Below are 24,939 nucleotides of genomic sequence, written 5' to 3'. Positions count from 1 at the left end.
GATGCTTGGCTCTGCCAAGCAAAACTCGCTGTACGAAACTCTTTTTTATATTTGCAATGTTTGAGCAGGAGAAAACAATAAAAAAGTTTGAAGATAGGAAAAATTGCTAGTTATGTCTGTTATTTTAAAAGAACAAAATCAGGGTCAGGTTACCTTAACGTTTAATCGGCCAGAAGCACTCAATGCCTTAAACCAAGAAGTTTTAGAGACTTTGTTAGAGCATCTAAGAACAATTGCACAAGATAAAACAATTGGTGTTGTTTGTTTAAAAGGAGCAGGTGACAAAGCTTTTATTGCCGGGGCGGATATCAAAGCGATGTCACAATTGACGCAAGCTCAAGCCAAAAGCTTGGCGGCTTTAGGACAATCCATTGGCTATGCCTTAGAAACCATGCCACAGATTACTGTGGCTTGCGTTGATGGCTTTGCCTTGGGTGGTGGCTGTGAAATGGCCATGGCCTGTGATTTGATTTATGCTTCAGAGAAAGCCAAGTTTGGTCAACCCGAAGTGAACTTAGGTGTGATTGCCGGTTTTGGTGGAACTCAGCGTTTACCCAGAGCTATTGGCATTGTCAAAGCCAAAGAGCTTTTATTTACTGGTAAGATGATTGATGCAGAAGAAGCAAAAGCTTTAGGCTTGGTCTGTGAGGTGTTTGCTGCTGATGAATTTGCAGCAGAAGTGCAAAAAATTGTGGATCAAATGTTAAGCAAAGGACCACGTGCTTTAAGTTTAACTAAAAAAGCCATTGACCAAGGCTATGCACTCAGTATTAAAGACGGTTGTGATTTAGAAAGAGATATGTTTGCGTCCTGTTTTGAAACCAAGGAGCAACAAGAAGGTATGGATGCATTCATTAATAAAAGAAAGGCAGAGTTTCATCGATGAACTTTGAATTAACAACAGAGCAACAAGAAATAAAAAATTTAGTCCGTGACTTTGCTGAAAAAGAGTTACGCCCGATTATCCAAAAAACAGATCAAGAACATAGGTTTCCAGCGGCACAAGTGAAACAGTTGGGTGAGATGGGTTTGATGGGTGTGTGTATTCCTACGGAATACGGCGGTTCTGGTATGGATCCTATTTCTTATGCGATTGTGATTGAAGAGTTGGCCAGAGTGTGTCCTTCTACATCTGTAATAACCTCGGTAAACAACTCATTGGTTTCTGAAGTCATTAAAAATTTTGGTACTGAAGAGCAAAAGCAAAGGTTCTTGATTCCATTGGCTAAAGGGGAGCATTTGGGGGCCTATTGTTTAACGGAACCGCAATCTGGTTCAGATGCTGGCAATCAAAAAACCATTGCTGTGCGTGATGGGGATGATTATATTATTAACGGCGCAAAAAATTGGATCACCAACGGTCCACAAAGTGATACCCTTATTTTATTTTGTTTAACGCAACCCGAGTTGGGCAATAAAGGAATTACCGCTTTTATCATTCCAACTAAAACTCAAGGTGTAGAAATTGGTAAAGATGAAGATAAAATGGGAATCAGAGGTTCTGGAACCTGCACCATCAGTTTTAATGAAGTGAGGGTGCCCGTCAGTCAACGCTTAGGAGAAGAAAAAGAAGGTTTTAAAATAGCCATGGTTACGCTAGACAATGGCCGTATTGGTATTGGTGCGCAAGCTTTGGGTATTGCGCAAGCCGCTTTAGAGGAAGCCATTAAGTACTCTAAACAAAGAAAACAATTTGACCAAAGTCTAAGTCAGTTTCAAGGAATTCGTTGGATGCTGGCGGATATGGCTACGGATGTTGAGTCTGCGCGCTTGATGGTGTATCAAGCGGCCTTTAAAAAATGGAAAAATCAAAATTATGCTAAACATGCGGCCATGGCCAAACTGTTTGCATCTGAAGTATCATCAAGGGTTTGCAACCAAGCTTTACAGATTCATGGCGGTTATGGTTACATCAAAGAGTATCCGGTGGAGCGTTTTTTACGAGATGCTAGAATCACTGAAATCTATGAGGGCACCAGTGAAATCCAGCGTTTGGTGATTGCCAACCGTCTTATTAAAGAGTATGCATAAGTAAGAAATGATGAAGGAGTGTAAAGCGAATGGCTGCTGATAAAAACAAAAGTTTAAAACAAGCATTTGCAGACTGGGAAAACAATGAGCTTGCAAAAGTTTTAGAAAAACGTCCTGAACGCCAAGAAGAGTTTTATACCTTATCCGATAAACCGGTCAAACGCTTGTATACACCGTTGGATAATGAAGATCTTGATTTAGAAAAGGACTTGGCATTGCCTGGTCAGTATCCATACACACGAGGTGTGCATGAAACCATGTATAGAGGCAAACTATGGACCATGCGCCAGTTTGCTGGTTTTGGTACAGCCAAGGACACCAATAAACGATTTAGATATTTATTAAGTCAAGGGCAAACAGGTCTGTCAGTTGCGTTTCATATGCCCACTATTATGGGCTATGACTCTGATCATGATCGTTCACGGGGTGAAGTAGGAAAAACCGGGGTTTCTATTGATACGCTAGAAGATATGGAAACCTTGTTTGAAGGAATTCCTCTGGATGAAGTGACTACCTCCATGACCATCAATGCTCCGGCCACTATTTTATACGCCATGTACTTGGTGGTGGCAGAAAAACAAGGTGTGCCTTGGAGCAAAGTACGCGGAACTACGCAAAATGATATTTTAAAAGAGTACATTGCTCAGAAGTCATGGATTTACCCACCTAAACCTTCCATGCGTTTGATTGTGGATATGATGGAGTTTTCCAGCAAAGAAGTGCCTGGCTGGAATACAATTTCTATTTCTGGCTACCATATTCGTGAAGCAGGTTCTACAGCAGCCCAAGAGTTGGCCTTTACCTTGGCAGATGGTATTGCCTATGTGCAAGCAGGGATTGAACGAGGCATGGATGTAGATGATTTTGCGCCACGCCTATCTTATTTTTTTAATGCTCATAATGATTTTTTTGAAGAAATTGGCAAGTTCAGAGCCGCAAGAAGAATTTGGGCTCGTATCATGAAAGAACGTTTTGGAGCCAAAAATCCAAAAAGTTTGATGTGTCGCTTTCATACACAAACTGCGGGTTGTTCCTTAACGGCGCAACAACCATACAACAACGTGGTTAGAACCACCATGCAAGCCTTATCAGCGGTTTTGGGGGGCACACAATCCTTGCATACCAACTCTCTTGATGAAACCCTTGCTTTACCTACAGAAGAAACAGCACGTTTAGCATTGCGCACTCAGCAAGTGATTGCAGAAGAATCCGGTGTAGCTTCAACCATTGATCCTTTGGGGGGTAGTTATTTTGTGGAAGCCATGACCGACAGCATTGAAAAAGAAGCTTTGGCTTACATTGAAAAGATTGATGCCATGGGCGGTATGATAGAAGCCATTGAAAAAGGTTACCCACAGCGGGAAATTGGTAATTCTGCTTATAAATTTCAAAGACAAGTAGAAAGTGGTGAAAAAATAGTGGTTGGCGTGAATAAATATCTGGTTGATGAAGAAGAAGATATTCCAACTTTGGTGGTGGCTGAAAAGGTTGAAGCTGAGCAAATTGAAAATGTAAAACGCATTAAGCAAAAAAGAGATAATGCAAAAGTAGAAGAAAGTTTACGTAAACTCAATGCAGCTAGTAAAACCCAAGAAAACTTGATGCCACATATTATTGAGGCTGTTCGCAATTATGCCTCTTTGGGTGAAATTTGTGATGTGTTTAGAGAAAACTTTGGTGAGTATCACGATCCTAAGTGGTTATAATTTGAAAGATAGCAAAAATGATTAGAAAAAAGTTAAATATTAAAAGTAGGGAAGAGAGCTCATTGTAGCGATTCTGACCTGGGTGGGAGGGCCACACAAGTGCGGCATAAGTTATGCTAGATCATCGCAAGACAAAGTCTTGCTCTTCACAAGCATAGCTTTAAATTAAATGAAAACCGCGCTTTTTAGATGTTCTTGTGAGGAACGAACTAGAACATCTTATGCAAAGCCCGTTTAAGAAGGGGGGAAGATCCCCCTATAAGGAGAAGACGAATGAGTCAGTTAAGAATATTGGTAGCCAAGCCCGGTCTTGATGGTCATGATAGAGGTGCAAAGGTGGTAGCCAGAGCCTTAAGAGATGCTGGATTTGAAGTGATTTACACCGGCTTGCATCAAACGCCACAAATGATTGTGGATGCAGCAGTTGATGAAGATGTAGATGCAGTGAGTATGTCGGTTTTATCTGGGGCACATATGTTTTTGTTTCCTGAAGTGATCAAGTTGCTTAAAGAAAAAAATGCTGGTGATATAGCCGTTTTTGGTGGTGGAATTATTCCAGATGAAGATATTCCTAAACTGTATGAGCAAGGGGTAGCTAAAATTTTTACACCGGGTGTTTCTCTGGAGGAAATCACCAACTGGGTTAGAGAGAACGTAAAATCAACGAAAGGAATGAGTTGATAAACAGCTCACGGGAGTGAAAAAACGGAAACCGCGTTTGCGTTTTTGAGAGGGTCGTGAGACCCTCTAAAGAAAAGAGCGAAGCGGGAAAATCTCAAAAGGTACGGCCTACCTTTTGAGAAAGGAGAATGCAATGGATTTTGACATATCAGAAAATCACAAAATGATTCAAAACATGGTGCGTGAGTTTGCACAAAATGAAATTAAACCAGGGGCATCTGAGCGTGATCAAAGCAAAGAATTCCCTATGGAGATTTGTAAAAAATTAGGTGAATTGGGTTTGATGGGTCTTACCGTGGAAGAAAAATTTGGTGGTTCAGAGATGGATGTCACCAGCTTTGCCATTGTGGTTGAAGAAGTGGCTAAGGTTGATGGTTCATTGGCATTGACCATTGCTTCTCATAATGGTCTATGTTGCGGACATATCAGTCTTGCCGGTAATGATGAACAAAAGCAAAAATATTTGCCTAAGCTTGCATCGGCAGAACATTTAGGAGCATGGTGTTTAACAGAACCCGGTTCAGGTTCTGATGCCTTGGCCATGAAAACAACAGCAACACTTGATGGTGATGAATACATAATTAGCGGTTCAAAAATGTTTATTACCCAGGGTACTGTTGCTCAGACTTATGTTGTGTTGGCCAATACAATCATAGATGGCCAAAATAAAGGCCCTTCAGCGTTTGTTGTTGAGAGAAATAGCAAGGGACTGACACCCGGCAAGCCAGAAGATAAACTTGGTTTAAGATCCAGTGATACCGCATCTGTCAGTTTTGATAATGTGCGTGTTCCAAAAGCTAATCTTTTGGGTGAAGTAGGTGAAGGGTTTAAAGATGCTTTAAAGATTTTGGATAAAGGTCGTGTGGTGATTGGATCAATGGCATTGGGCTTAGGAAAAGCAGCGTTAGAAGAAGCCACAAAGTATTCTATTGAGCGCACAGCGTTTGGAAAACCTATTTCTAAATTTCAAGCCATACAATGGAAGTTAGCAGATGCAGCAACTGAGCTTGAGGTTGCAGATGTTTTGTTGAGAAGAGCCTCTAGTTTACATGATAAAAAACAATACGCTAAAAAAGAATCATCTATGGCTAAACTGTATGCTTCAGAAGCTGCGTGGAGAGCCTGTAATATGGCCATTCAAGTGCATGGCGGCTATGGTTATGTTTCTGAGTATCCAGTAGAACGTTTTTACAGAGATGTGAAGCTATGTGAAATTGGTGAGGGAACCAGTCAAATTCAAAGAGAAGTTATTTCTAGAGAAATACTCAAGTAAGGTATACACTAAGTGGCAAGTATGACGGAAACTTTAGTACAAGCATACAATTACTTGGCCAAAGGTGGGCCAGTCATGATTTTAATTGGCCTTTGCTCTATTGTTGCGGTTGCCATTGTCATTGAAAGATTTTTAGCGCTAAAAAAAACAGTTGTTTTTCCAAAACCCTTGATGCGATCTTTTTATGAAAGTTTAAGGAATAAAGATTGGCAAAGTATTGCACAGCTATCACAAGTTTACGATGTACCTTTAACCCGCTTAAGCGCTTTGGTACTGAGTCAGAATAACAGTGATTATCAACAAAAAAAAGATGCAGTGGAAATGCAAGGGCGTTTAGAACTTGAAGGCTTAGAGAAAAATTTAAATCTATTAGGCAGTATTGCCAGTATTTCGCCTTTATTGGGGTTGTTGGGAACTGTAACAGGGATGATTAAAACTTTTGCGGCCATTAAGCTTGTAGGTGTTGGGGATCCCTTAGAACTATCAGCAGGGATTTCCGAAGCCTTATTGAATACAGCCGCGGGTTTGTTGGTTGCTATTCCTGCTTATGTTTTGCATCGGTACTTTTATAAAAAAATTGATCATTATGGATTAAAACTTGAAGAATTATCACAAAGTTTATTGAATCATTTTAAAAGCACTGAGAAAGATAAGAGATTATAGATTAGTGAATAGTAATAAAAAAATTATTCTACTTAACCTTATTAAAGGAGACGAGATTTTATATCGATGTCGACCTGGGTGGGGCACCCTAAAGGGTGTAAGTTGTGCTAAATCATCGCAAGGCAAAGGCCTTGCGCTTCACAAGTACAGCTTTATGAATGTGAACCAAAACCGCGTTTTTGGTTCAAGAAGGGGGGAAGATCCCCCTTTTGATAAAAAGAGGAAGTAGTGAGATTTCGCCAGAGAAGCAATAATCTAAGAGATGTAGAAATATCTTTAACACCATTGATTGATTTGTTTTTGAATATTTTGGTTTTCTTTTTGATTTCTACGTCTTTTAGCCAAAATAAATGGATTCAAATTAACCTTCCCAAAACTGAATCAGGGGAAGTATCAACTGAAAACAAAATACTAGCCATTGCGCTGGATAAAAACAACGATGTTTTTTTAAACAAAGAAAAAATCAGTCAAAATCTTCTTATACAAACCTTAAAGGATCAACAAGACAAATCTATACCGGTTATTTTAGCAGCGGATGAGGTGTCTGCGCATGGAAAAGTAATGCAAATTCTTGATCAAATAAAACTAGCAGGTTTAAATAATATTAGTGTATTGAGCACGGAATAATGACTGGAGAAACAATGAAAAGAGTAAAATTATGGGAAGGCAGTGAAGCATTTAAACAGTCTTCTAATATGAGTGATTTTATAAAGTATGTGAACCAACATAAAAATGAAAATTTTCAAAGCTATGAAGATTTATACCAGTGGTCGGTGAAAAATATTGATCAGTTTTGGACAACACTACTTGATTATTCAAAGTTAAACACACAAGGTGAATACAAAGCAGTCAAAAGCCAAGAAATCATGCCTGGTGTAAAGTGGTTTGAAGGGTTGAAGTTAAATTTTGCTCAAAATATTCTAGCCTATTATCAAGCGCATCCAAATGAACATGCCATCAGTAGTTTTTTAGAAAATGGCGCTAAAAGTCAGATCACGGGTGAAGAGTTGATTGATCAAGTTAAGTCTTTGGCAAACTATTTAAGAAATCATGGCGTGGAAAAAGGTGATCGGGTTGTAGGTATTTGTTCAAATACGGTTGAGCCTGTTGTAGCCATGTTAGCGACAACCAGTATTGGAGCAATTTGGGCATCCTGTTCACCGGAGTTTGGACAAAGCACAGTCTTAGATCGTTTAGAGCAAATTCACCCCAAAGTTATTATTGCGGTAGATGGTTATCAGTACAATGGTAAAGTCTATCATAAACATGATCAATTGGTGGATATGATTAACTCTTTGGATAGTGTAGAAAAAGTTATTATTATTCATCAAGTTGCCATGAAGCATATGTACCCTGCGGATAATTGGTATGCTTGGAGTGATGTGGTTACTCAGTACACTGAGGGTGACTTGGAGTTTACACCTTTAGATTTTAATGACCCAGTTTATATTTTGTTTTCTTCTGGGACAACAGGAAAACCAAAATGTATTGTGCACAGTGTGGGTGGAGTTTTATTGCAGCATTATAAAGAATTGGCTTTGCATACCAATCTTAAGCCCAGAGAAAAGTTTTTCTATTATACAACCACAGGTTGGATGATGTGGAACTGGATGGTTTCAGCTTTAATGTTGGGTGTAGAGTTGGTCATCTATGATGGTAGTGCTATTTATCCAGATATGGATAGACTTTGGGATTTTGTCGATAAAGAGAAAATCAATGTTTTTGGAACCAGCGCAAAATTTATTGATGCATGTGGAAAAGAAAAAGGCTTTATGCCTAGTGCAGGCAAGCATTTAAGATGTATTCTTTCAACAGGATCACCCTTAATGTCTGAAAATTTTGATTGGATTTATCAGAAAGTAAAACAGGATGTTCAGGTATGCTCTATTTCTGGAGGAACAGATATTGTTTCTTGTTTCTTTTTAGGAAACCCATTGCGGCCAGTATACAGAGGAGAACTGCAATGCACAGGTTTAGGAATGGATGTAAAAGCTTTTGATGAGCAAGGGCAAGCTGTTTATGAAAAAGAAGCAGAGTTGGTGTGTTTGCAACCTGCACCGTGTATGCCCATTATGTTTTGGAATGACCCTGAGCATGAGCGTTACATCAATGCATATTTTGCTAGGTATAAAAATATATGGAGACATGGCGATTACATTGTTTTACTCAAAGATAATGCCTGTATTATATACGGAAGAAGTGATGCTACTCTCAATCCCGGTGGTGTGCGTATTGGTACGTCTGAAATTTACCGAGTTGTTAATCAATTGGATGAAATTGAAGATAGTGTAGTCGTTGGCCAAGAATATAACAATGATGTAAGGGTTGTTTTGTTTGTTAAGTTTAAAGAAAAACAAAGCTTAACATCGGATTTCAAACAAAAAATATGTGATGTTTTAAAAAAACAAGCTTCACCAAGGCATGTTCCCAGGTTGATTTTTCAAGTTAGTGATATTCCTTATACCGTTAGTGGTAAGAAGGTTGAGCTTGCAGTTAGGCAAATCATGCATGGACAATTGATTGAAAATAAGGGTGCCATTGCTAATCCAGAAGCTTTGGAAGATTTTTATAGCATTAAAAATGAGCTTGAAAATTCAAAAAGTATAGTTGCTTAATCGCTAAAAACTTACTTTAAATTTTTTTTAAAGAATAGCTTTTTCGGCAAAGTCACAAAGTTCATCATGTTTGGCCTTAGCATCGTTGTAGCCTAAACGTAATAGTTGATTAATAAACGTGGGTTCAAACAGAAAGTAACTTAAAAATTCAGTTCCTCGTTTTTCATCAATTTCTAAAAGTTTAAGAATAGCTCTTTCTATAGTGCCAATACTTTGTAAGCTTTTAAAAGAATATTTGAGTTGGTCATCAACCAGTTTAGAGATATTAATACTGGGCTCAATATTAAGAAGTTGAATAGGACGGGTATTGGTTGATTGGCAAAAATCAGCATAATCTTTTTCACTTAAAAGTTTTTTAGAAACATCATGGATCTTATTGATTTTGTATACATTTTGAATGTCGGCTTCTAGTCTGTCAATAAGAGCCGCTTCTAAAAGTTTACCCATGATATCACCAATACCAGGTCTAGGAACATATTCCTCTGACTCTGTTTCAGAAATACTGGGTTGTGAGTTTTCTTCTTCTTCAGCAGCTGAGGATGTTCCAATAACTAAAATCATATTGCTCCCTAGACTAAGCGCAGGCTTTAATGGGGTGCGTAGACGTAAACCGCCGTCATTGTAATAGGTACCATTAATGGTGACGGGAGGAAAAAGTACAGGGAGGGCAGCCGATGCCATCACATGTCTAGCCGTAATTTTTTGAAATCTAAAATCAGAATTGTAATCAAAAGTTAAATCAGGATGTTTATCAACAAATATTTCTACCTGCCCCGTGGATAAATTGGTGGCAGAAACAGCAACGGCTTGAATCAAGCCTTTTTTAATATTTTGTGGGATGGTTTGAAATGAACAGTTTTTGGTTAAGAAGCTTTGAAAGGGTTTGGTGTTGAATAATGAGCTGAAATCAAGCTTTTTATCATCTTCTTTGTAAAGATCTTTAACACCAAAAAGTTTGGCAAATGCGCCAAAAGAACTTTGAATTAGAAACTTACTTGAAGTAATGGGGCCACGCTTATAAATATCTTCAGACCTTATGTTAGACCAAAGATCACGTAATAATTGTCCTTGAGCAATGGGGTCATGGGCATGGGAAGCCATAAACGCAGCATTGATACTTCCTACACTGGCACCAACCTGAACTTTGAAATTTAACTTTTTAGCCAGTTTTGGCGGCAATCCGGTTCTAATGTAGTGAATAACACCAGCTTCATAGGCACCACGGGTACCACCACCAGAAAGAACAACCGCAGGAACATTTTTAGGATTACTAGACCACCAAGCCACAGCATAAAACTACTATGTAAAGTCAATTAAGACAATATTACTGTATAGATTGATTAAAATATTGATGATTTTTTATACTCCGCGTAAAATAAAAACTCATGCCTGGAAACTTAAAAGTTCGTATTAAAAAAATATGGATTAAGCTGAACTTTCAAAATCGTTGGCTTAGTTATACTATGGCATCATATATTTTCATTTTATTCGTAGCAGCGTTGTTTGGTGATCAAGGTTTATTAAAAAGTTATCGTTTATGGCAAAAAAAACAGATCTTAGAACAAGAAAATCATAAAATTGATAGTGAAATAAAAGATCTTAGTCAAAAAATTTATTATTTTAGAGATGATTTGCGTACTATTGAGAAATACGCTCGAGAAGAATTGAAATTTAGCGGTAACGATGAAGTGAGGTTTGTTTTTAAAGATTAGACGATATGGCAGAGCAAGGTTTAGAAAATTTAATTAAAATGGCAGTGGATGCCTGTAATGCTAGAAGCGGTAGTTTTTTTGTTTATCAAAACTTTGAGGATTGTTTTGCTTTTTCTTGTGGTTATAGTCCCAGTTTGGTTTTAGATGAGCGCTTGCAAAAAAATAAGGGAATTTTTAAACTAGCACAAAGAATTGACTCTCCTACATGCATTACTCAAACTCGAGTTTTGTATGATAGCCGACTTTACAAACAACCCTTACCCTTGGGCTGTGTATGGCTGGTTCCTATTATAAAAGAAGGTCTTTTTTTAGGAGTTATGCTTTTAGATTTCTCTGAAAAAAAAGATATTCATGAAAAAGTAGAAAGCTTTTTAAAATTTTTAGCACTGCAAATTGTTTACGAGTTTGATCATTTAAAAGAAAAGCAAAAGTTTAAAAATTTTCAAAGAGAATTGGCACATTATGTAGAAGCTGGAAATCGCTTAAATCGTTGTTTTCGCTTGGAAGAAGTTTATGCCAGTGCCGTCAGTTCAATTGAAAATATGAGTCAATGTGATGAAGTTTACATTGTTAGGTACGATGAACAAGGTGATCAGTGTAGCTTAGCCATGAGTTTACAACAAACTGTCAAAGGTCAAAGTTTTACGCTTGATTTTAGACAAAACCTGGTTTCTTGGGTCATTGAAAATCAAAAATCATTGTATTATGCAGATTATAAGCTACGCAGCGGGAGGTCTTTATTATTTCCTCAAGATATTGACTATCCCAATGAATATGAATCTGTTTATATTGTTCCATTGCAAGTTCAAAAGCAAAAAATGGGAGCCATTGTTATTATGCATAAAATAAACAATGCTTTGTCTTTTGAGCAACGACATATGTTAGAAGTGTTTTCACAACATACAGCAGTAGCTATTAAAAACGCTAAAATGGTGGATCGCCTAGAAACTTTGGCGACAACGGATGGTTTAACAGGAGTTCTTAATCATAGATCTTTTCAGGATATTTTGGATGCTGAGTTGTTACGCTGCCAAAGGCATCCCGGAGATATCAGTGTAGTTTTAGTAGATATTGATCATTTTAAACAATTTAATGATCAATATGGGCATCCTGTTGGAGATGAAGTGCTTAAGAAGGTAGCACAAAAACTTAAAGATTCAGTGCGTAAAGTTGATTATGTGTTTAGGTATGGTGGAGAAGAATTTGCTTTAATTTTAGTTAACACAGCCGCTAAAGAGGCACATATATTGGCTCAAAGGATTGTGAAAGATATTGCTAAAAGTCAGTTTAATTTAAAAGGGTATAAGCTTAAAATCACAGTGTCAATGGGGCTTGCGAGTTTTCCAGAGACTGCTCAGAAAAAAGAAGAATTGGTTGCTAGAGCTGATCAGGCTCTGTATCAGTCAAAACTCAATGGACGCAATCAGGTAACTCTATACAATCATGATATTGCTGTTGAAAAAAATACCAAAGAAGAGCAAAGATCAGTTGACCTATTCTCCCAGTCGATTTAGCGTGGGGTGTGGATTTATTTGAATACGCAGAAAAAGCCAATAAGCAAGAAGAGAAAGTAGAGGAGGAGTCCAGAAAAATCTACGCCGTGGGCGAACTAACTACTGAAATCAAACATTTGTTAAAACAATCCTACGGAATAAAAAAAATTTGGGTTAAGGGTGAGGTTTCTAACTATAGAGGACGGCATCAGTCCGGCCATATGTACTTTAAGCTTAAAGATGAGCAAGCGGTCTTGACCTGTGTTTTTTTTCGTAGTGCCAATACTAAGCTTAAGTTTGATTTAAATGAGGGCATGGAAATAGTTGTTGGTGGTAGAATAGATCTTTGGGAAAAAGGTGGAAATTATCAGTTTACCATTGAAGAAGTCATGCCAGCAGGTATTGGGGAGTTGCATTTAAGGTTTGAGCAATTGAAAAAAAAACTGCAGCAAGAAGGTTTATTTGATCAAAATAGAAAGCAAGCTTTACCACAGAGCGTGGAAAGTATTGGTGTTGTTACTTCAGCAACCGGTGCAGTGATTAGAGATATTATTCATGTAGTTAGGCGTCGCTGTCCTTATGTTAAAATTTTACTTTACCCAGTCAGTGTACAAGGTGAAAATGCTCAACATGAAATCAGCCAAGCCATTACATGGTTTAATCAAGTTGCCAGCGAGCAAGTGGATGTTTTGATTGTTGGGCGAGGGGGCGGATCTATGGAAGATCTTTGGGCCTTTAATGAAGAAAAAGTAGCTCGTGCTATCAGTGAATCCAAAATACCCATTATCTCAGCCGTTGGTCACCAAACAGATTTTACAGTGGCAGATTTTGTTTCTGATCAAAGGGCTGCTACACCTTCTCAAGCAGCTGAGCTGGCTGTGCCAGATATGATGAGTTTTTATGAAGAGGCAGAAGCGCTCATGCATGCCATGTTGGATTATATAGTCCTGAAAAAAAATCATTTATCAGAACGTCTACAGAGAGTTTTAAAAGCTAGGGTGCTTAAGGATCCTTATCAATTACTGGGAATGAAAGTGCAACAGTTGGATCTACTTAAAGAAAGATTAATTCAATTGGGAAAAGAAAATGTAAGGGATAAAAAAAGATTTTTTGAACATCATCCAATTAAGTTGAAATTGTTGCTAGAACAGTGCATACAGCCAAAAAAAGCCTTGTTTCAGAATTTAGCTGGACAACTTTCTGCTCTGAATCCTTTGGCAATTTTGGAGCGGGGTTACAGTGTTGTAAAAAATCAACACGGAAGTATTGTCAGTAAGACGCAAGGTTTAAAGAATCAAGATATTTTACAGGTAAAACTGTTTAAAGGAGAATTTGAGTGTCAAGTCACAAAAATCAAAAACAGCAATTAGAACAGCTTAATCTGCTTTATCAAAAAATAAGATCTACACCCAAAAACTTGTTTGAAATGCTCAATTTGTTGGCAAAAGCCAAAGATATTTATAAACACTTGCAAAAAAGTAAGAACAAGCAAGATTTTTCTGTGTATAAAGTAGATGCGAGCATTCAGCATCTAAATGAGGATAGTTTAAAATCTTCAATGTTTGATTGGCAAAAATTTTATCAAGAGTAAGTAATGAAGTTTTTAATTCTTTCAAGAAATAAATTTAGTTATTCTAATAAGCGCCTTCATGAAGAAGCCAAGCGCTTGGATATCAAATTACAGATTTGTGATCCTGCAGACTTTGATATGGTTTTAGGGAAACAGTCACCTAGTATTGTTCGTTTAGGTAAAGTTTTCCCTAAAGTTGATTGTGTGATTCCACGATTGGGTGCTTCTATCACCAACTATGGTTTATCGGTTGTTTCACAGTTTGAAATGATGCAAGTTCCTGTACTTAATACGTATTCTTCTATAGCTACGACAAAAAATAAGCTTAGTTGTATTCAGCGTTTAAGTCAAAAGGACATTGACATTCCTAAAACGGTGATTATTAGAAAACCTAGTGAGCTTTCTGCTGCTGTTAAGACCGTAGGTGGATTTCCTGTGATTTTAAAACTGCTCAGCGGCACCCAAGGTATTGGGGTTATGTTGGTTGAAAATATTACTACCATGGAAGCAACATTGGATACGTTGTGGAGTCTTGGCCAAGATATTTTGATTCAAGAGTGTATTAAAGAATCTTTAGGCAAAGACTTAAGGGTGGTTGTTGTTGGTGGAAAAGTAGTGGGTAGTATGCGTAGGCAGGCGCGAATAGGAGATTTTAGGTCAAACTTCCATCGTGGTGGGCTGACCACAAAAATAGATATATCCGATAGCATTGAAAAAATTGCTATCGAAGCAAGTGAGACGGTAGGTTTGCAAGTTGCAGGGGTAGATATTCTTGAATCAGATCAGGGACCAAGGGTTATTGAAGTAAACTCTTCTCCAGGTTTAGAAGGTATTGAAGGTTGCACGGGAATTAACATTGCTAAGGCAATTTTAGAGCACGCAAGGGAGTATTGCCGAAAAAAATAAAGTACGGTGTGAGTATTAAGTATGGCACAAAGTTTTTATGATATTTTAGGTGTAAGTAAAAATGCATCTGCGCAAGAAATAAAAAAAGCATATCGTGCTTTGGCAAAAAAATACCATCCTGATGTAAATCAAGGTGATAAAGCAGCGGAAGATAAATTTAAACAAATAACAGAAGCCTATGCAGTACTGAGCGATCAAAAAAAACGTCAGCAGTATGATACGGTAGGTCATAATCAGTTTAACTCTAATTTTGATTTTTCAGATTTTTTTAGGCAAGCTGGAGCCAGTGGTGGAGGGTTTTCTTCAGGAGGGCATGGCGGACAAAGCTTTCGTTTTGACATGGGAGGTTTGGAAGATATTTTTGAACCTTTATTTGGTAGGGGTTTTGGTCAACAGCGACGAGCCCATAGCACTGCATCACAACAACAAACACCAGTGTATAAACTGGACATAGATTTTTTAACGGCTGTTAAAGGTGGGGAAGTTGATGTTCAAATTGGAAATAGTCAAAAAAAAATAACGATTCCCAAAGGCATAAAAGATAAGCAAAAAATTCGTTTAGCCAAAGCAGTGAATCATCAAGATGCACTTATTGAAATAAATATTTTACCCAGCGATATTTTTGAGCGAAAAAACGATAAAATCTATGTCAAAGTGAAAGTAAACATCTTACAAGCTATTTTAGGCAGTATCGTAGATGTGCCAACCATTGATGGCAGCAGTAAAATGACCTTGCCACCGGGGACATCCAGTGGTACCAAAATGCGTATGAAGCAAAAAGGTGTTTATAAAAGTAACGGTGATCGTGGTGACCAAATTGTAGAAATTGTTATTGAAGTACCCAATAAAATTGATGAAAAATCAAAACAGTTGATTGAACAGTTTGGCAAGCGAAATAATTTAAAGCAATAGAAATAGGGATCATGACAGATAAAACACAACAAGTTATCAGCAAAATAAGGCAAAGTCCTTTTGTGCAAAGCTTTATCCAAGATCTTAAAGTACTAAAGCAAATGTTACAGCTTGCCATAAAGGGTAATATTAAGATCTTTCAAAGAAAGACTTATTTAAAGTTTGTATTGGCAATTGTGTATTTTATTGTGCCAACAGATATTCTTCCGGATTTTATTCCTTTTTTGGGTCAGATCGATGATTTGACCGTTTTCTTATGGTTTGTAAGAAGTTTAAAAATAGATATTGAGGCTTTTAAAAAATAATGTACTAAATTTTTGTTCTAGGTTTTAATAGCTTTAAATTGATTGCAACAAGGAGTGTAATATGAGCAAAGTCTATACTGTTTCAAGGTTTTTACTTGGGATTATTTTCGTTGTTTTTGGTTCTAATGGTTTAATGATGGTTTTGACTGGATCTGGTTTTATTCCTATGCCTACGGATATTCCAGCAGATGTTATGGAAAAAATGGGTGCTTTTTTTAAATTGGGATATTTAATGCCATTGGTAAAATCATTGCAGGTTATTTCCGGTTTGCTTTTATTAAGCAATCGTTATGTGAACTTAGCAATTATTTTTTTAGGCCCAATTGTGCTTAATATTTTATTGGTGCATATTTTTATTGATCTTTCAGGTTTACCGATGGCTGTAATCATTAGCATCTTATTGGGCTTAGTGATTAAAAGTCGTTGGAATGACCTAAAAGTCATTTTAAAAGCATAAGTTTTTTATATTATTTTTGCTGCAATGTTATTGCCTTGGGCTAAGGGTTCTAGGTCAAAGCCTGCTTTTTTACATGTGTTGTAGGCAATTCGTATAGCGTTGTTTACACTGCGTTCATCAGGGTAAACATGTGGCATCATTGACAGATGAAAGTTCTTGATCTTGCTTTGGCAATTTTTTAATCTTTGATCAAAGTTTAAGGGGAAAACAGGCGCGGCTGTTGAGCTATGAAAAAGAAAGCTGGTATTTAAATTTTCATTAAAGTTATAACCAGGAAATTTTTTCTTAAGGTGTTGCAGAAAAATCTTTTTTACTAGGTCTTCACCCATAGTCACCAATGGGTCAGTGTTTAAGCTGTATTTGGTTAAATAAACAATATGATCATTGTTGTAATGGTGTTTTGGAATTAAATTGGTGTGTTCAATAATGCCTACAAAAGGTGATTTGGAATCAGTTATGTTGAGCCAATAAACGGGGGATAGTGATTTTTTTAAAATAAGCACCATGCAATGGGCATGATAATATTCAATGCTCTTTAGAGTTTGGCTTAATTGTACATCCACGGTCTTTAAAAGGTCTGCAGATACATGGCTTGGTGTGGTTAAGATAAGATAAGGATCATCAAAACTTAAACCGTTTTTAGTTGTTATTTGAGTGATACTATTATCATGGCTTTCAATAGTATGAATCTGATCTTCATAAATCATACTGATATTACTTTGTTTTAAGTCTTTGATTAAATTTGTAATGAAGTTTTCTATGCTACCCATAATATAATACAAAGATTCCGCACCAGATTGTTTTCTACTGCTCATGCGTTGCTTAAGCCTACCTATGAACCAAGCTAAAGGAATAGTTTTATAAGCATCAGAAAATTTTCCCATCATCATGGGCTGCCAAATAATTTTTGTGGCCTGCTTTCCAACATATTTTAAAAACCAAGCATAAGCAGAAATATGGTGATAATGTTTCCAGTTTAATAGTTTACCAAGAATAAGTGAGCAAACACCAAAACGAATGCGATTGATAAAAGAAAGGGGAGTGAAATTTAAGAGGTCTTTGACTGTGGTGAAAGGAAAGAATTGTCCTTGATGTTCTATGCCAACGCTGCTTGGAAAAGATTGAAAGCTTTGCTCAAGTTTAAGGTGTTGTATCAGTTGTTTTAGTTCAGCATCTTCATTGAAGAAATGGTGATAAAATTTTTCTAATGTGTAGCCATTGTGCTTAAAACAAGAAAGCAAGCCGCCAGCTTGTTTTGATTTTTCAATAATATAAATAGGTCTACCTGTTTTTTTGAGAAAATAGGCGCAAGCCAGGCCAGTAATACCTGCACCAACAATAACAATGGGCTTATTTTTTTTGTTTTGATGATTAATCATTGAATAAAAATACTATACAAGTTTTATTCAATGAAAACTATGTTTTCAAAAATATTGTTGGGTTTGTTTTTTGTTTTAAGAATGAATTAAAGTAAATCTTCTTTGAAAAGTAAATGCTATTAATGCGGTTAAAAGCAAAATAATCAAGGACGGTGAAGAAGCATTAGACTGGCAGCCGCGCTTACCTGCAAATGGATCTGTAGTATTACTATATTTATCCGCAGCAGCATATGGAGATTCAATGACAATCGCGTTAGGTATAATGTCTAAATCGCTATCCTTGTAACTGTTGGCAACTCTTAAATCATAGCTACCACTGGGCATGCCCAAAAAATTAAACTCTACCAACATGCTGTCATCATCTCTTGAAATAATTTTTGCTTGCACATCATCATTATAAATACCTACTTTTACTGAAACTAAAGTTGAGTCCGTAAAGTTAGAGCCTTCTATATTAACTTGAAAGATGTATTGATTGGTAAGATCAAAGCTGTTTTGTGAAATATCACTAACATTTGGTTTTGGTAAATTGATGTTGCTGTAGGCATGTTGTGCGGCACCAATATCCAAGCTTTTTAGGTCACGTCTAAACGTTTCTCCTTTTGCTGAAGAATAAAACATGGTTGCTAGATAATGCTCGTTAGATCTTTCATAATAATTTTCTGAACTGTGATCAATGCCTATGCCATGTCCAATTTCATGAGTAAAAATATTTTGGATATCCATGGCATCACTTAAATTGTTTTCAGTTATGCTATTAATAACGGCCCATTTAAAATATTGTCCATTGGCGTAAATATCCATATCTAAAATTTCATTGTTAGATGTTTTAAAGGTTTGGACTGTAACAGCTATGGCATATCTTTCAGGAGCAAAGGATTGACTGGTCCAATTACGCTCTATCCATTTGATGGAGTTTTCATTGTTATAACCCGTTGTATTAATTTTTTTTGGGTTTTGTTCGTTAAACTTTAAGTTGATATTTTCGACATTTTCCCAAGTTGCAAAGGCTTTAGCAATGGCTTGGCGCTCACTTTCACATGCACCATGACTATCGCAACCATTGGTGAAATCATCACTGCCTCTAGAATCCATAACATAGTTAACAACATTGTTATGCCAGCGGGCAATATTACCGTTGAAAGAGATCATTTTAAAGGCAAGGGCCCAAGGGCTATTTAAAACAATGCTAACAATAAGGTAAAATTGCGTTCTTTGCATGAGGCTATTTAACCTCCTTTTGCATGTGCTCTTGGATGATATTGACCATTTCAGATAACTCTATGGGCGCACTATCTGCTGTTATGGCGTGATCATGGCTATGATCAAGGTTGTGATTATGTGAAGCTGTATGTCCTGCTTTTAAGCCTTGAATTTGCTGTTTGGCTTTGCTTTGCACAAACTCCAATGATTTTGGTAACTGCCTAGAGACCATTTTTTTGCCAGAATCTGGATCTGTGCTAATGACATACTTTCCTTGAGCCATACCAACAACGGTTGGCGCGCCTTGGTGATGGCGCAAAAAAACCAAAGTTTCTTCACCTTTTTTAAAGTGTGCTACACCATACACACGCATTTGAACACCGTTGGTTTCTCCACCAGGTATGCGGATTAAAACTTCTTTTTTACTTTCTTCTGCGGCGTTTTTATCACTTTTGATGGCTTGATCGATGTTAAGTTTAACGTAGGTATAGATCATTTTATTGTCAGGATCCCAGCTTGAATAGGTGCGAGTGATTTTGCCTGTATAAATCTCTTTAGACAACTGGGTCATTTGAGCCGTGTCTAAAAATTGTACCAAAGTGGCAAAGGCAGCGGGGACATGGAAAAGAGCTAGAGCAGCAACAATGAGGATTTTTGGTGTATTTTGCAAATTTCCTCCTTTTCTAACTATTTTAAATTATTTACTTTTATTTAAAATAGTATTTTTTTGTAACTTTTATACTTTTACTATAGGCGTAAAAAAACCGAAAAGCAAGATAAAAGTAAAAAAAGTTTCCATATAAAACAAAAGTTAACATTTTAACTATTTTATTTTGGGTTGGTGATCCTTAAAGGCTGTGTTATATACAGAAAATCTTTATTTTTTTTGGTAAGTAGTTGTAAATATTACTTAACGCGCAAATAAGGATAATTTTAATTATTCTTATTTGCTTGCAATAAGTTATGCAGAGGGGACAACCATACCCTTGATTATTGCTCCCCGTTGCAAGCATTTTTTAAAGAAAGAGTATTATGTCAGTGAGAGTTAGATTTGCCCCCAGTCCGTCTGGTTACCTGCATGTAGGCGGTGCCAGAACAGCCCTATTCAATTATTTATTTGCTAAGAAGCACAAAGGCCAATTTATCCTGCGTGTGGAAGACACAGATAGAGAACGCTCAAGCCAAGAGTCCATTGCTGCCATTTTAGAAGGCTTAGATTGGTTGGGGATTCATGCGGATGAAGGTCCCTTTTTTCAAAGTGAGCGCAATGAAATTTATGATCAATATTTACAGCGTTTAATCAAAACCGGTGCAGTCTACAAATGCTTTTTAACCAAAGAGGAATTGGATGCCAGAAGAGAAGCTTTGAAGGCAGCTGGAAAAACACCAAAGTATGATGGGCGAGAAGAACAATTAAAAAATCAAGAACAAAACAAACCTTTTGTCTGGCGTTTTAAGGTCCCTGAAGGTGAAACTGTCATCGATGACCAAGTTAAAGGTAGAACAGTTTATCAAAACAAAGAACTGGAAGACTTTGTGGTGGCCAGAACCGATGGGACCTGTACCTATAATTTTGTTAATGTTGTTGATGATCTTGATATGAATATCAGTCATGTAATTCGTGGCGACGATCATTTAAACAACACCGCCAAACAAATTTTGCTTTATCAAGCCTTAGGTGAGAAACTTCCTATTTTTGCGCATGTTCCCTTGATTTTAGGTCAGGATAAAAAACGTTTATCCAAACGGCATGGAGCAACGGCCGTGCAAATGTACCGTGATATGGGTTATTTACCGCATGCGATGGTGAATTTTTTAGTGCGCTTAGGCTGGTCCTATGAAGACAAAGAAATTTTTTCTGCGCAAGAATTAGAAGATCTTTTTAGTTTAGAAAACATTGGTAAATCCGCTGGTATCTTTAATGAAGAGAAATTAATTTGGTTAAATCAGCATTACATTAAAGAAGCTGATCAAGATGTTTTATTGGAGCAGGTGGATTATTTTATTGGTATTCCAGAAGATAGAAAAAATACCGAGCAAGCGTTTACCACCATCAATGCTTTAAGAGATAGAGCTAAGACCACAAAAGAATTGGCAGAGCTAGCAAGGTTTTATTTTCATGATGAGTTGGTTTTTTTTGAGGGTGTAAAAGAAAAATTTATCACCCCAGAGTCAGTAGCCATTATGAAAGTGTTTAGAGAAAAGTTAGAAGCATTACAAACCTTTGATCATGATCATATCAAAACTATTTTTGATCAAACACTAGAGCAATTGGATATCAAATTTAAGTTTTTAGGACAGCCTTTACGCATTGCCTTAACAGGATCACCCTATAGTCCTGGTATTATGGAGATTGTAGAAATTCTTGGTAAAGAAAGAAGCGTTCAACGCCTTAAAGCCATTGGAGCTTAGAAAAATAATACAAGCTAAAAAGTATGATTATTGATTTCTTGCCAATTGTAACGAGCGTTGAGTTGGAAAACAGAACCTAAAGAAGTAATTGTGTTGTTTTCAATTAAGTTTTCATCAGTAGGAACCGGGTTGCTGGGAATGTTTACATCCCTAATGGCAGGGCCAGTGTTGATGTTGGATACAAGGGTATTATCTATAATTGAAAATCCACCTTTGTAAAAACTTCCATTTAAATCTGAGTCAAGCGGTGCCGGCCTTGGATTAACAATGATACCGTATTCATTAAAATTTTGAATGGTATTATTTTTTAACAAACTGTCACCGATACCTGCCAAATGAATTCCAATGCCACCCCCATCTAGAAGGTTATTTTCAACAGTGCAAGAAGAGCCATCACCCACTTGTATGGCATGATTTTGACTGCTTCTGTTTTGAGTAGACCAATTGTTAATTGTATTATGGCTAATGCTACAATTGTCTACAGCGGAACCCACTTGAATACCGTCCCAGCCAGTATTTTCAATATGGTTATTAAAGATATGAATGTTTTTGACCAAGTGAGGATATTGAATACCTTCACAACGAGATAAGTCGCAAGCTGAATTTCTTGCGCAGTATTGATCGCTTACTCCTGTAAAAAAACTATTACCAAAATAAAATCCTTCGCCAGCAACATTTTCTACCAAGTTGTCATGAACATAAACCGTATCCATAACATAGCTATCATACCGGCGGTCGTTGATACGACAATCTTGTGAGGAAGGATCAACTTTAGCCATAATGCCGGCAAAAGAAGACGATTGAATATGAATGTTGTCAAGTTCATAATGATGGGCTTTGCCTATGGCTAGAGCATGGGGTGAACTTGGCGCATCTAATACAATACCAAGACTGCCTGTACTTTGAATGCCCGTCAGCCTAAAATAAGATCCTGAAATAACTTTTATCGCAGCTTGGCTGCCAGTAGATAAAAATTTTACAGAGCCATTGCAGTTTTTTACAATGATAGGATGGTGTTGAGTACCGTTTAAATGTTCAAATGTCATGGGTTGCCTCACATCTGCAACTTGAGCATCAAAGCATACAGTGCTTCCTGGATTGATTGTTTGTGCATCCATGAATTGGATTTGCGGATCAATCGTATAATCGCACACACAACTGTCATTTAAATTGTTGATGGGAAATAGCTCTTGCCCTTGTGGTAAAGTTGGACCAGGACCAAAATCATTAAGATGGGTTTGATTGAGTGCATGAATACTTTGGTTTTCAAGCGTACACGCTTGAAAGCTGATAACGGTAAGAATTAAGCTTAATTTTATCCAATAATGCTGCAATACATTTCCCCAAAAAACTGCCGATATCAAGCCCAAGTATGCAAATATTGCATGTATGAAGTTGAAAGCATTAAAACGGTACTAATGATTTCAAGGCTTTAAAAATCTTGGTTTTATTCTGGGTAATAAATTGCAAAAAAAATGCACACTCAGAACAATGAGTGTGCATTGGTATAAAATAAAAATTTAAAACAATAAGGGCTTATTGTTGGCGGGCTTTAATGATTTCTTGTGCTTCCAAGGTTAAAGCATTCATGCCGTATTTTTCAATAATAGCATCAAACACTTTTGAAATGGTTAAGCCCTGAGCAAAAGCATTGTCCACGGCTTTTCTTCTTTCATTGGCCATTTTGTCTGAACAAGAAGGAGAAGCCAGAGGCAATGTTTCATCGCTGGGACATTTTAAAGCAGCGTAAACCATTTCAGAAGGGTTAAATTCTCCGCCATGTGGGTCATTAGAAGCCTCAGGCGCATGATTATGTCCTGTGTGTGGATCTTGCGCATAATCAGATTCTTGTGGATAAGCAGGTGGCGCAGATCTATCATAAGACATGCCAGGCTTTTGATTTTGTAGGACCAAAACCAAAAGTAAAACTGCAATAATAGATAAAAGAATATTGGTAATATTTTGTTGATTCATGCCTGTCTTATAAAACTGATTAATTAAGAAATCCAGAAAAAGCGACCCAAGCCATGAAATTATTTAAAAAAACGTGAAATTGTTTATAAGTTTAAATGGGTATGCGCGTTTTTGAACAAATGTTAATGGATCAGCTGTATTATGTTTATGATGGCGTTCATGCAACAGAGCTCGATGATGAAGAAATTTTTGCTGTCAAAGATAAGATATCTATTAATTTGAAACGAGAAAAAACCGCAGAAGATTTTTTACGTTTGATGGATAAAGCTTGGTCTTGTGCACAAGATGATATGATTAGATTTGTATTTTCTTATGATTATCATGTGCAACAAAGAAGATTGCCGCCAGTATTGGATATTCATCAATACTATGCTTGGTATGGTTGCGGGCGTTTAAAGCATACAGTTTTTCCTGAGCAAGCCAATATGACTAATCAAGTGCTCAATAAAATAAAATTTAAAAAAGTGCATCGTTTAGGAGATCCTGAAAAGGAGTTTTTAATACAAAAGTGGCAAGAACAATACATTGATACCGTTTTAAAAGATTATCCCTTGCAGGTAAAACAACAACAGTTGGAAAAATTTATGAAAGGTCTAGAGTTCTATGCAGAAAAAACGCAATATTTGTTTTATAAAAATGATGTGATTGTTGGTCATTACTCAATGCATATTTTTGATTGGCCACCGTTTGGGGGCAAAGCCTTAGATCCACACCGCTGGATAGAGCAAAGTTTACCCAAAGAAGAGAGAAAAATCATTCATGCGCATATCACACAGATTTTAAAAGATAATGAACAGTATGCCATGGGAGCAGGCGTGGTATTAAACAATGAAAAAAGTTTAAACATTTTACAACAAAATGGTTTTATTCCATTGCATTTGTGTGTGAAAAGCTTAATAGCTTAAACTTTTTAAAATTGACGCAAAGCGTTTTTAATGTTACGTCTCTTCTTTATATGAATATGAATTTCAGGGGTGTTTTTTTTACTCTTTTTGCTTTATATATAACAACTATTTCTTATGCTCAAAATGGTGTTCCAAGATACTTTGCTCTATCTAATTGTAATATTGTAGAATGGCCAAATATTTTATCAGAAAGAGATGAGACTAGTTTTTCGCTAACAGTAGAAATAGCTAAGACCTCTTGTTGTAGTTCTGGATATTGTTTATCGGTATTTGCAAATATACCGGAAGAAGGAACAGATATAGCTTGTGAGTTAAAAAATGGTGATATATCGCAAGAATTTGGTACCAGGATAGATGATAATACAATTAAAAAAATTAATAGAAACTTAGATTTAAAAAGAAGAGTGCCAATTGTTTACGCAGACTTTGTATTTGATGAATATGGAAAAGGTGTTAATCTATTGCTTCTCAATGGAGAATGGATAAAAGCAAGAGAGTGCGAGATTTCAAAATCAGATAATTTTTATATTGATATCAATTTTACTAGGCCTAAACCCTAGTAAGTATAATTTTAACATATGAATAAGATCAGGCTTAGTTTAGCTATGCCTAATGTATATATTGTTATTTACCCACTGAATAACTTTGATTATTTTTGGATTAATCAATAAAAGAGTTGTTCAAATTGATTGAAAGATTGTGACTTTTCTTGCATAGAAGATAGAAACAGTAAATTTATAGT

At 36.7% G+C, this 24,939-nt stretch carries 25 protein-coding genes; 19 read left to right on the top strand and 6 right to left on the bottom strand.

The annotated features are described in order from the left end of the window. Window positions 1-112 precede the first annotated feature (112 nt). The 8 genes from PKC21_06530 (at window position 113) to PKC21_06495 (ending at window position 8,969) form a co-directional block, all read left to right on the top strand. On the top strand, window positions 113-886 hold the full coding sequence (locus tag PKC21_06530; GenBank protein HMR24991.1) for an enoyl-CoA hydratase-related protein: 774 nt from the start codon (window positions 113-115) through the stop codon (window positions 884-886). After that, window positions 883-2,031 (top strand): acyl-CoA dehydrogenase, encoded by a 1,149-nt coding sequence (locus PKC21_06525; protein ID HMR24990.1) that lies wholly within the window; start codon window positions 883-885, stop codon window positions 2,029-2,031. The genes PKC21_06530 and PKC21_06525 overlap by 4 nt, the downstream gene beginning before the upstream one ends. Window positions 2,032-2,060: 29 nt before the next feature. Then, window positions 2,061-3,737: a methylmalonyl-CoA mutase family protein gene (locus PKC21_06520; protein HMR24989.1), complete on the top strand. Its 1,677-nt coding sequence runs from the start codon at window positions 2,061-2,063 to the stop codon at window positions 3,735-3,737. Window positions 3,738-4,010: 273 nt separating this feature from the next. After that, window positions 4,011-4,418 carry a cobalamin B12-binding domain-containing protein gene (locus PKC21_06515; GenBank protein HMR24988.1) on the top strand — a complete coding sequence of 136 codons (408 nt, stop codon included), beginning with the start codon at window positions 4,011-4,013 and terminating at the stop codon, window positions 4,416-4,418. Between the two features lie 133 nt (window positions 4,419-4,551). After that, window positions 4,552-5,691 (top strand): acyl-CoA dehydrogenase family protein, encoded by a 1,140-nt coding sequence (locus PKC21_06510; protein ID HMR24987.1) that lies wholly within the window; start codon window positions 4,552-4,554, stop codon window positions 5,689-5,691. A gap of 21 nt (window positions 5,692-5,712) precedes the next feature. Further along, the gene (locus PKC21_06505) at window positions 5,713-6,354 is read left to right on the top strand and encodes a MotA/TolQ/ExbB proton channel family protein (GenBank protein HMR24986.1); all 642 of its coding nucleotides are present in this window, start codon (window positions 5,713-5,715) and stop codon (window positions 6,352-6,354) included. 228 nt (window positions 6,355-6,582) lie between these two features. Continuing rightward, on the top strand, window positions 6,583-6,981 hold the full coding sequence (locus PKC21_06500) for a biopolymer transporter ExbD (GenBank protein ID HMR24985.1): 399 nt from the start codon (window positions 6,583-6,585) through the stop codon (window positions 6,979-6,981). Then, window positions 6,981-8,969 (top strand): acetoacetate--CoA ligase, encoded by a 1,989-nt coding sequence (locus PKC21_06495; GenBank protein ID HMR24984.1) that lies wholly within the window; start codon window positions 6,981-6,983, stop codon window positions 8,967-8,969. The genes PKC21_06500 and PKC21_06495 overlap by 1 nt, the downstream gene beginning before the upstream one ends. Window positions 8,970-8,996: 27 nt before the next feature. Here the strand turns inward: PKC21_06495 and PKC21_06490 are convergent, their stop codons facing one another. Further along, a complete protein-coding gene (locus PKC21_06490) occupies window positions 8,997-10,256 on the bottom strand; it encodes a patatin-like phospholipase family protein (protein HMR24983.1) in 1,260 nt (419 codons plus the stop codon). Window positions 10,257-10,354: 98 nt separating this feature from the next. Here PKC21_06490 and PKC21_06485 point away from each other — a divergent pair, with 98 nt between their 5' ends. The 8 genes from PKC21_06485 (at window position 10,355) to PKC21_06450 (ending at window position 16,324) form a co-directional block, all read left to right on the top strand. Beyond that, complete coding sequence (locus tag PKC21_06485) at window positions 10,355-10,681, top strand: septum formation initiator family protein (protein ID HMR24982.1); 327 nt, start codon at window positions 10,355-10,357, stop codon at window positions 10,679-10,681. A gap of 5 nt (window positions 10,682-10,686) precedes the next feature. Continuing rightward, window positions 10,687-12,195, top strand: coding sequence for a sensor domain-containing diguanylate cyclase (locus PKC21_06480; protein ID HMR24981.1), 1,509 nt, complete (start codon window positions 10,687-10,689; stop codon window positions 12,193-12,195). 8 nt (window positions 12,196-12,203) lie between these two features. Continuing rightward, the gene (gene xseA / locus PKC21_06475) at window positions 12,204-13,544 is read left to right on the top strand and encodes an exodeoxyribonuclease VII large subunit (protein ID HMR24980.1); all 1,341 of its coding nucleotides are present in this window, start codon (window positions 12,204-12,206) and stop codon (window positions 13,542-13,544) included. Further along, the gene (locus PKC21_06470; GenBank protein HMR24979.1) at window positions 13,511-13,765 is read left to right on the top strand and encodes a hypothetical protein; all 255 of its coding nucleotides are present in this window, start codon (window positions 13,511-13,513) and stop codon (window positions 13,763-13,765) included. The genes xseA and PKC21_06470 overlap by 34 nt, the downstream gene beginning before the upstream one ends. Before the next feature lie 3 nt (window positions 13,766-13,768). Beyond that, window positions 13,769-14,650 (top strand): RimK family alpha-L-glutamate ligase, encoded by an 882-nt coding sequence (locus tag PKC21_06465; GenBank protein HMR24978.1) that lies wholly within the window; start codon window positions 13,769-13,771, stop codon window positions 14,648-14,650. Between the two features lie 21 nt (window positions 14,651-14,671). Further along, window positions 14,672-15,562, top strand: coding sequence for a DnaJ domain-containing protein (locus PKC21_06460; protein HMR24977.1), 891 nt, complete (start codon window positions 14,672-14,674; stop codon window positions 15,560-15,562). An 11-nt stretch (window positions 15,563-15,573) separates the two neighbouring features. Continuing rightward, window positions 15,574-15,867: a DUF1232 domain-containing protein gene (locus tag PKC21_06455; GenBank protein ID HMR24976.1), complete on the top strand. Its 294-nt coding sequence runs from the start codon at window positions 15,574-15,576 to the stop codon at window positions 15,865-15,867. A gap of 61 nt (window positions 15,868-15,928) precedes the next feature. Beyond that, entirely contained in the window at window positions 15,929-16,324 is a 396-nt protein-coding gene (locus tag PKC21_06450) for a hypothetical protein (GenBank protein HMR24975.1), read from the top strand. A gap of 5 nt (window positions 16,325-16,329) precedes the next feature. Here the strand turns inward: PKC21_06450 and PKC21_06445 are convergent, their stop codons facing one another. From PKC21_06445 to PKC21_06435, 3 genes are all read right to left on the bottom strand, one after another. Next, window positions 16,330-17,703, bottom strand: coding sequence for an FAD-dependent oxidoreductase (locus PKC21_06445; protein ID HMR24974.1), 1,374 nt, complete (start codon window positions 17,701-17,703; stop codon window positions 16,330-16,332). Window positions 17,704-17,778: 75 nt separating this feature from the next. Next, a complete protein-coding gene (locus PKC21_06440) occupies window positions 17,779-18,924 on the bottom strand; it encodes a matrixin family metalloprotease (GenBank protein HMR24973.1) in 1,146 nt (381 codons plus the stop codon). Window positions 18,925-18,928: 4 nt separating this feature from the next. After that, complete coding sequence (locus PKC21_06435) at window positions 18,929-19,576, bottom strand: hypothetical protein (protein HMR24972.1); 648 nt, start codon at window positions 19,574-19,576, stop codon at window positions 18,929-18,931. Window positions 19,577-19,935: 359 nt separating this feature from the next. On the opposite strand from PKC21_06435, the gene gltX reads away from it, so the two are divergent. Beyond that, on the top strand, window positions 19,936-21,318 hold the full coding sequence (gltX, locus tag PKC21_06430) for a glutamate--tRNA ligase (GenBank protein ID HMR24971.1): 1,383 nt from the start codon (window positions 19,936-19,938) through the stop codon (window positions 21,316-21,318). A gap of 14 nt (window positions 21,319-21,332) precedes the next feature. Here the strand turns inward: gltX and PKC21_06425 are convergent, their stop codons facing one another. Both PKC21_06425 and PKC21_06420 read right to left on the bottom strand, forming a co-directional pair. Then, the gene (locus PKC21_06425) at window positions 21,333-22,682 is read right to left on the bottom strand and encodes a right-handed parallel beta-helix repeat-containing protein (protein HMR24970.1); all 1,350 of its coding nucleotides are present in this window, start codon (window positions 22,680-22,682) and stop codon (window positions 21,333-21,335) included. A 172-nt stretch (window positions 22,683-22,854) separates the two neighbouring features. Then, window positions 22,855-23,292, bottom strand: coding sequence for an antitoxin VbhA family protein (locus PKC21_06420; GenBank protein HMR24969.1), 438 nt, complete (start codon window positions 23,290-23,292; stop codon window positions 22,855-22,857). A 101-nt stretch (window positions 23,293-23,393) separates the two neighbouring features. Between PKC21_06420 and PKC21_06415 the strand changes: the two genes are divergently transcribed. Beyond that, the gene (locus tag PKC21_06415; protein ID HMR24968.1) at window positions 23,394-24,197 is read left to right on the top strand and encodes a hypothetical protein; all 804 of its coding nucleotides are present in this window, start codon (window positions 23,394-23,396) and stop codon (window positions 24,195-24,197) included. A gap of 50 nt (window positions 24,198-24,247) precedes the next feature. After that, window positions 24,248-24,757, top strand: a complete 510-nt coding sequence (locus PKC21_06410) for a hypothetical protein (GenBank protein ID HMR24967.1) — start codon at window positions 24,248-24,250, stop codon at window positions 24,755-24,757. Window positions 24,758-24,939 lie beyond the last annotated feature (182 nt).

The organism is Oligoflexia bacterium, assembly GCA_035326705.1.
Lineage (GTDB): Bacteria > Bdellovibrionota_G > JALEGL01 > JALEGL01 > JALEGL01 > JALEGL01.
The sequence above is the reverse complement of the archived record's forward strand: the minus strand, read 5'-3'. Positions and strand labels throughout refer to the sequence as shown.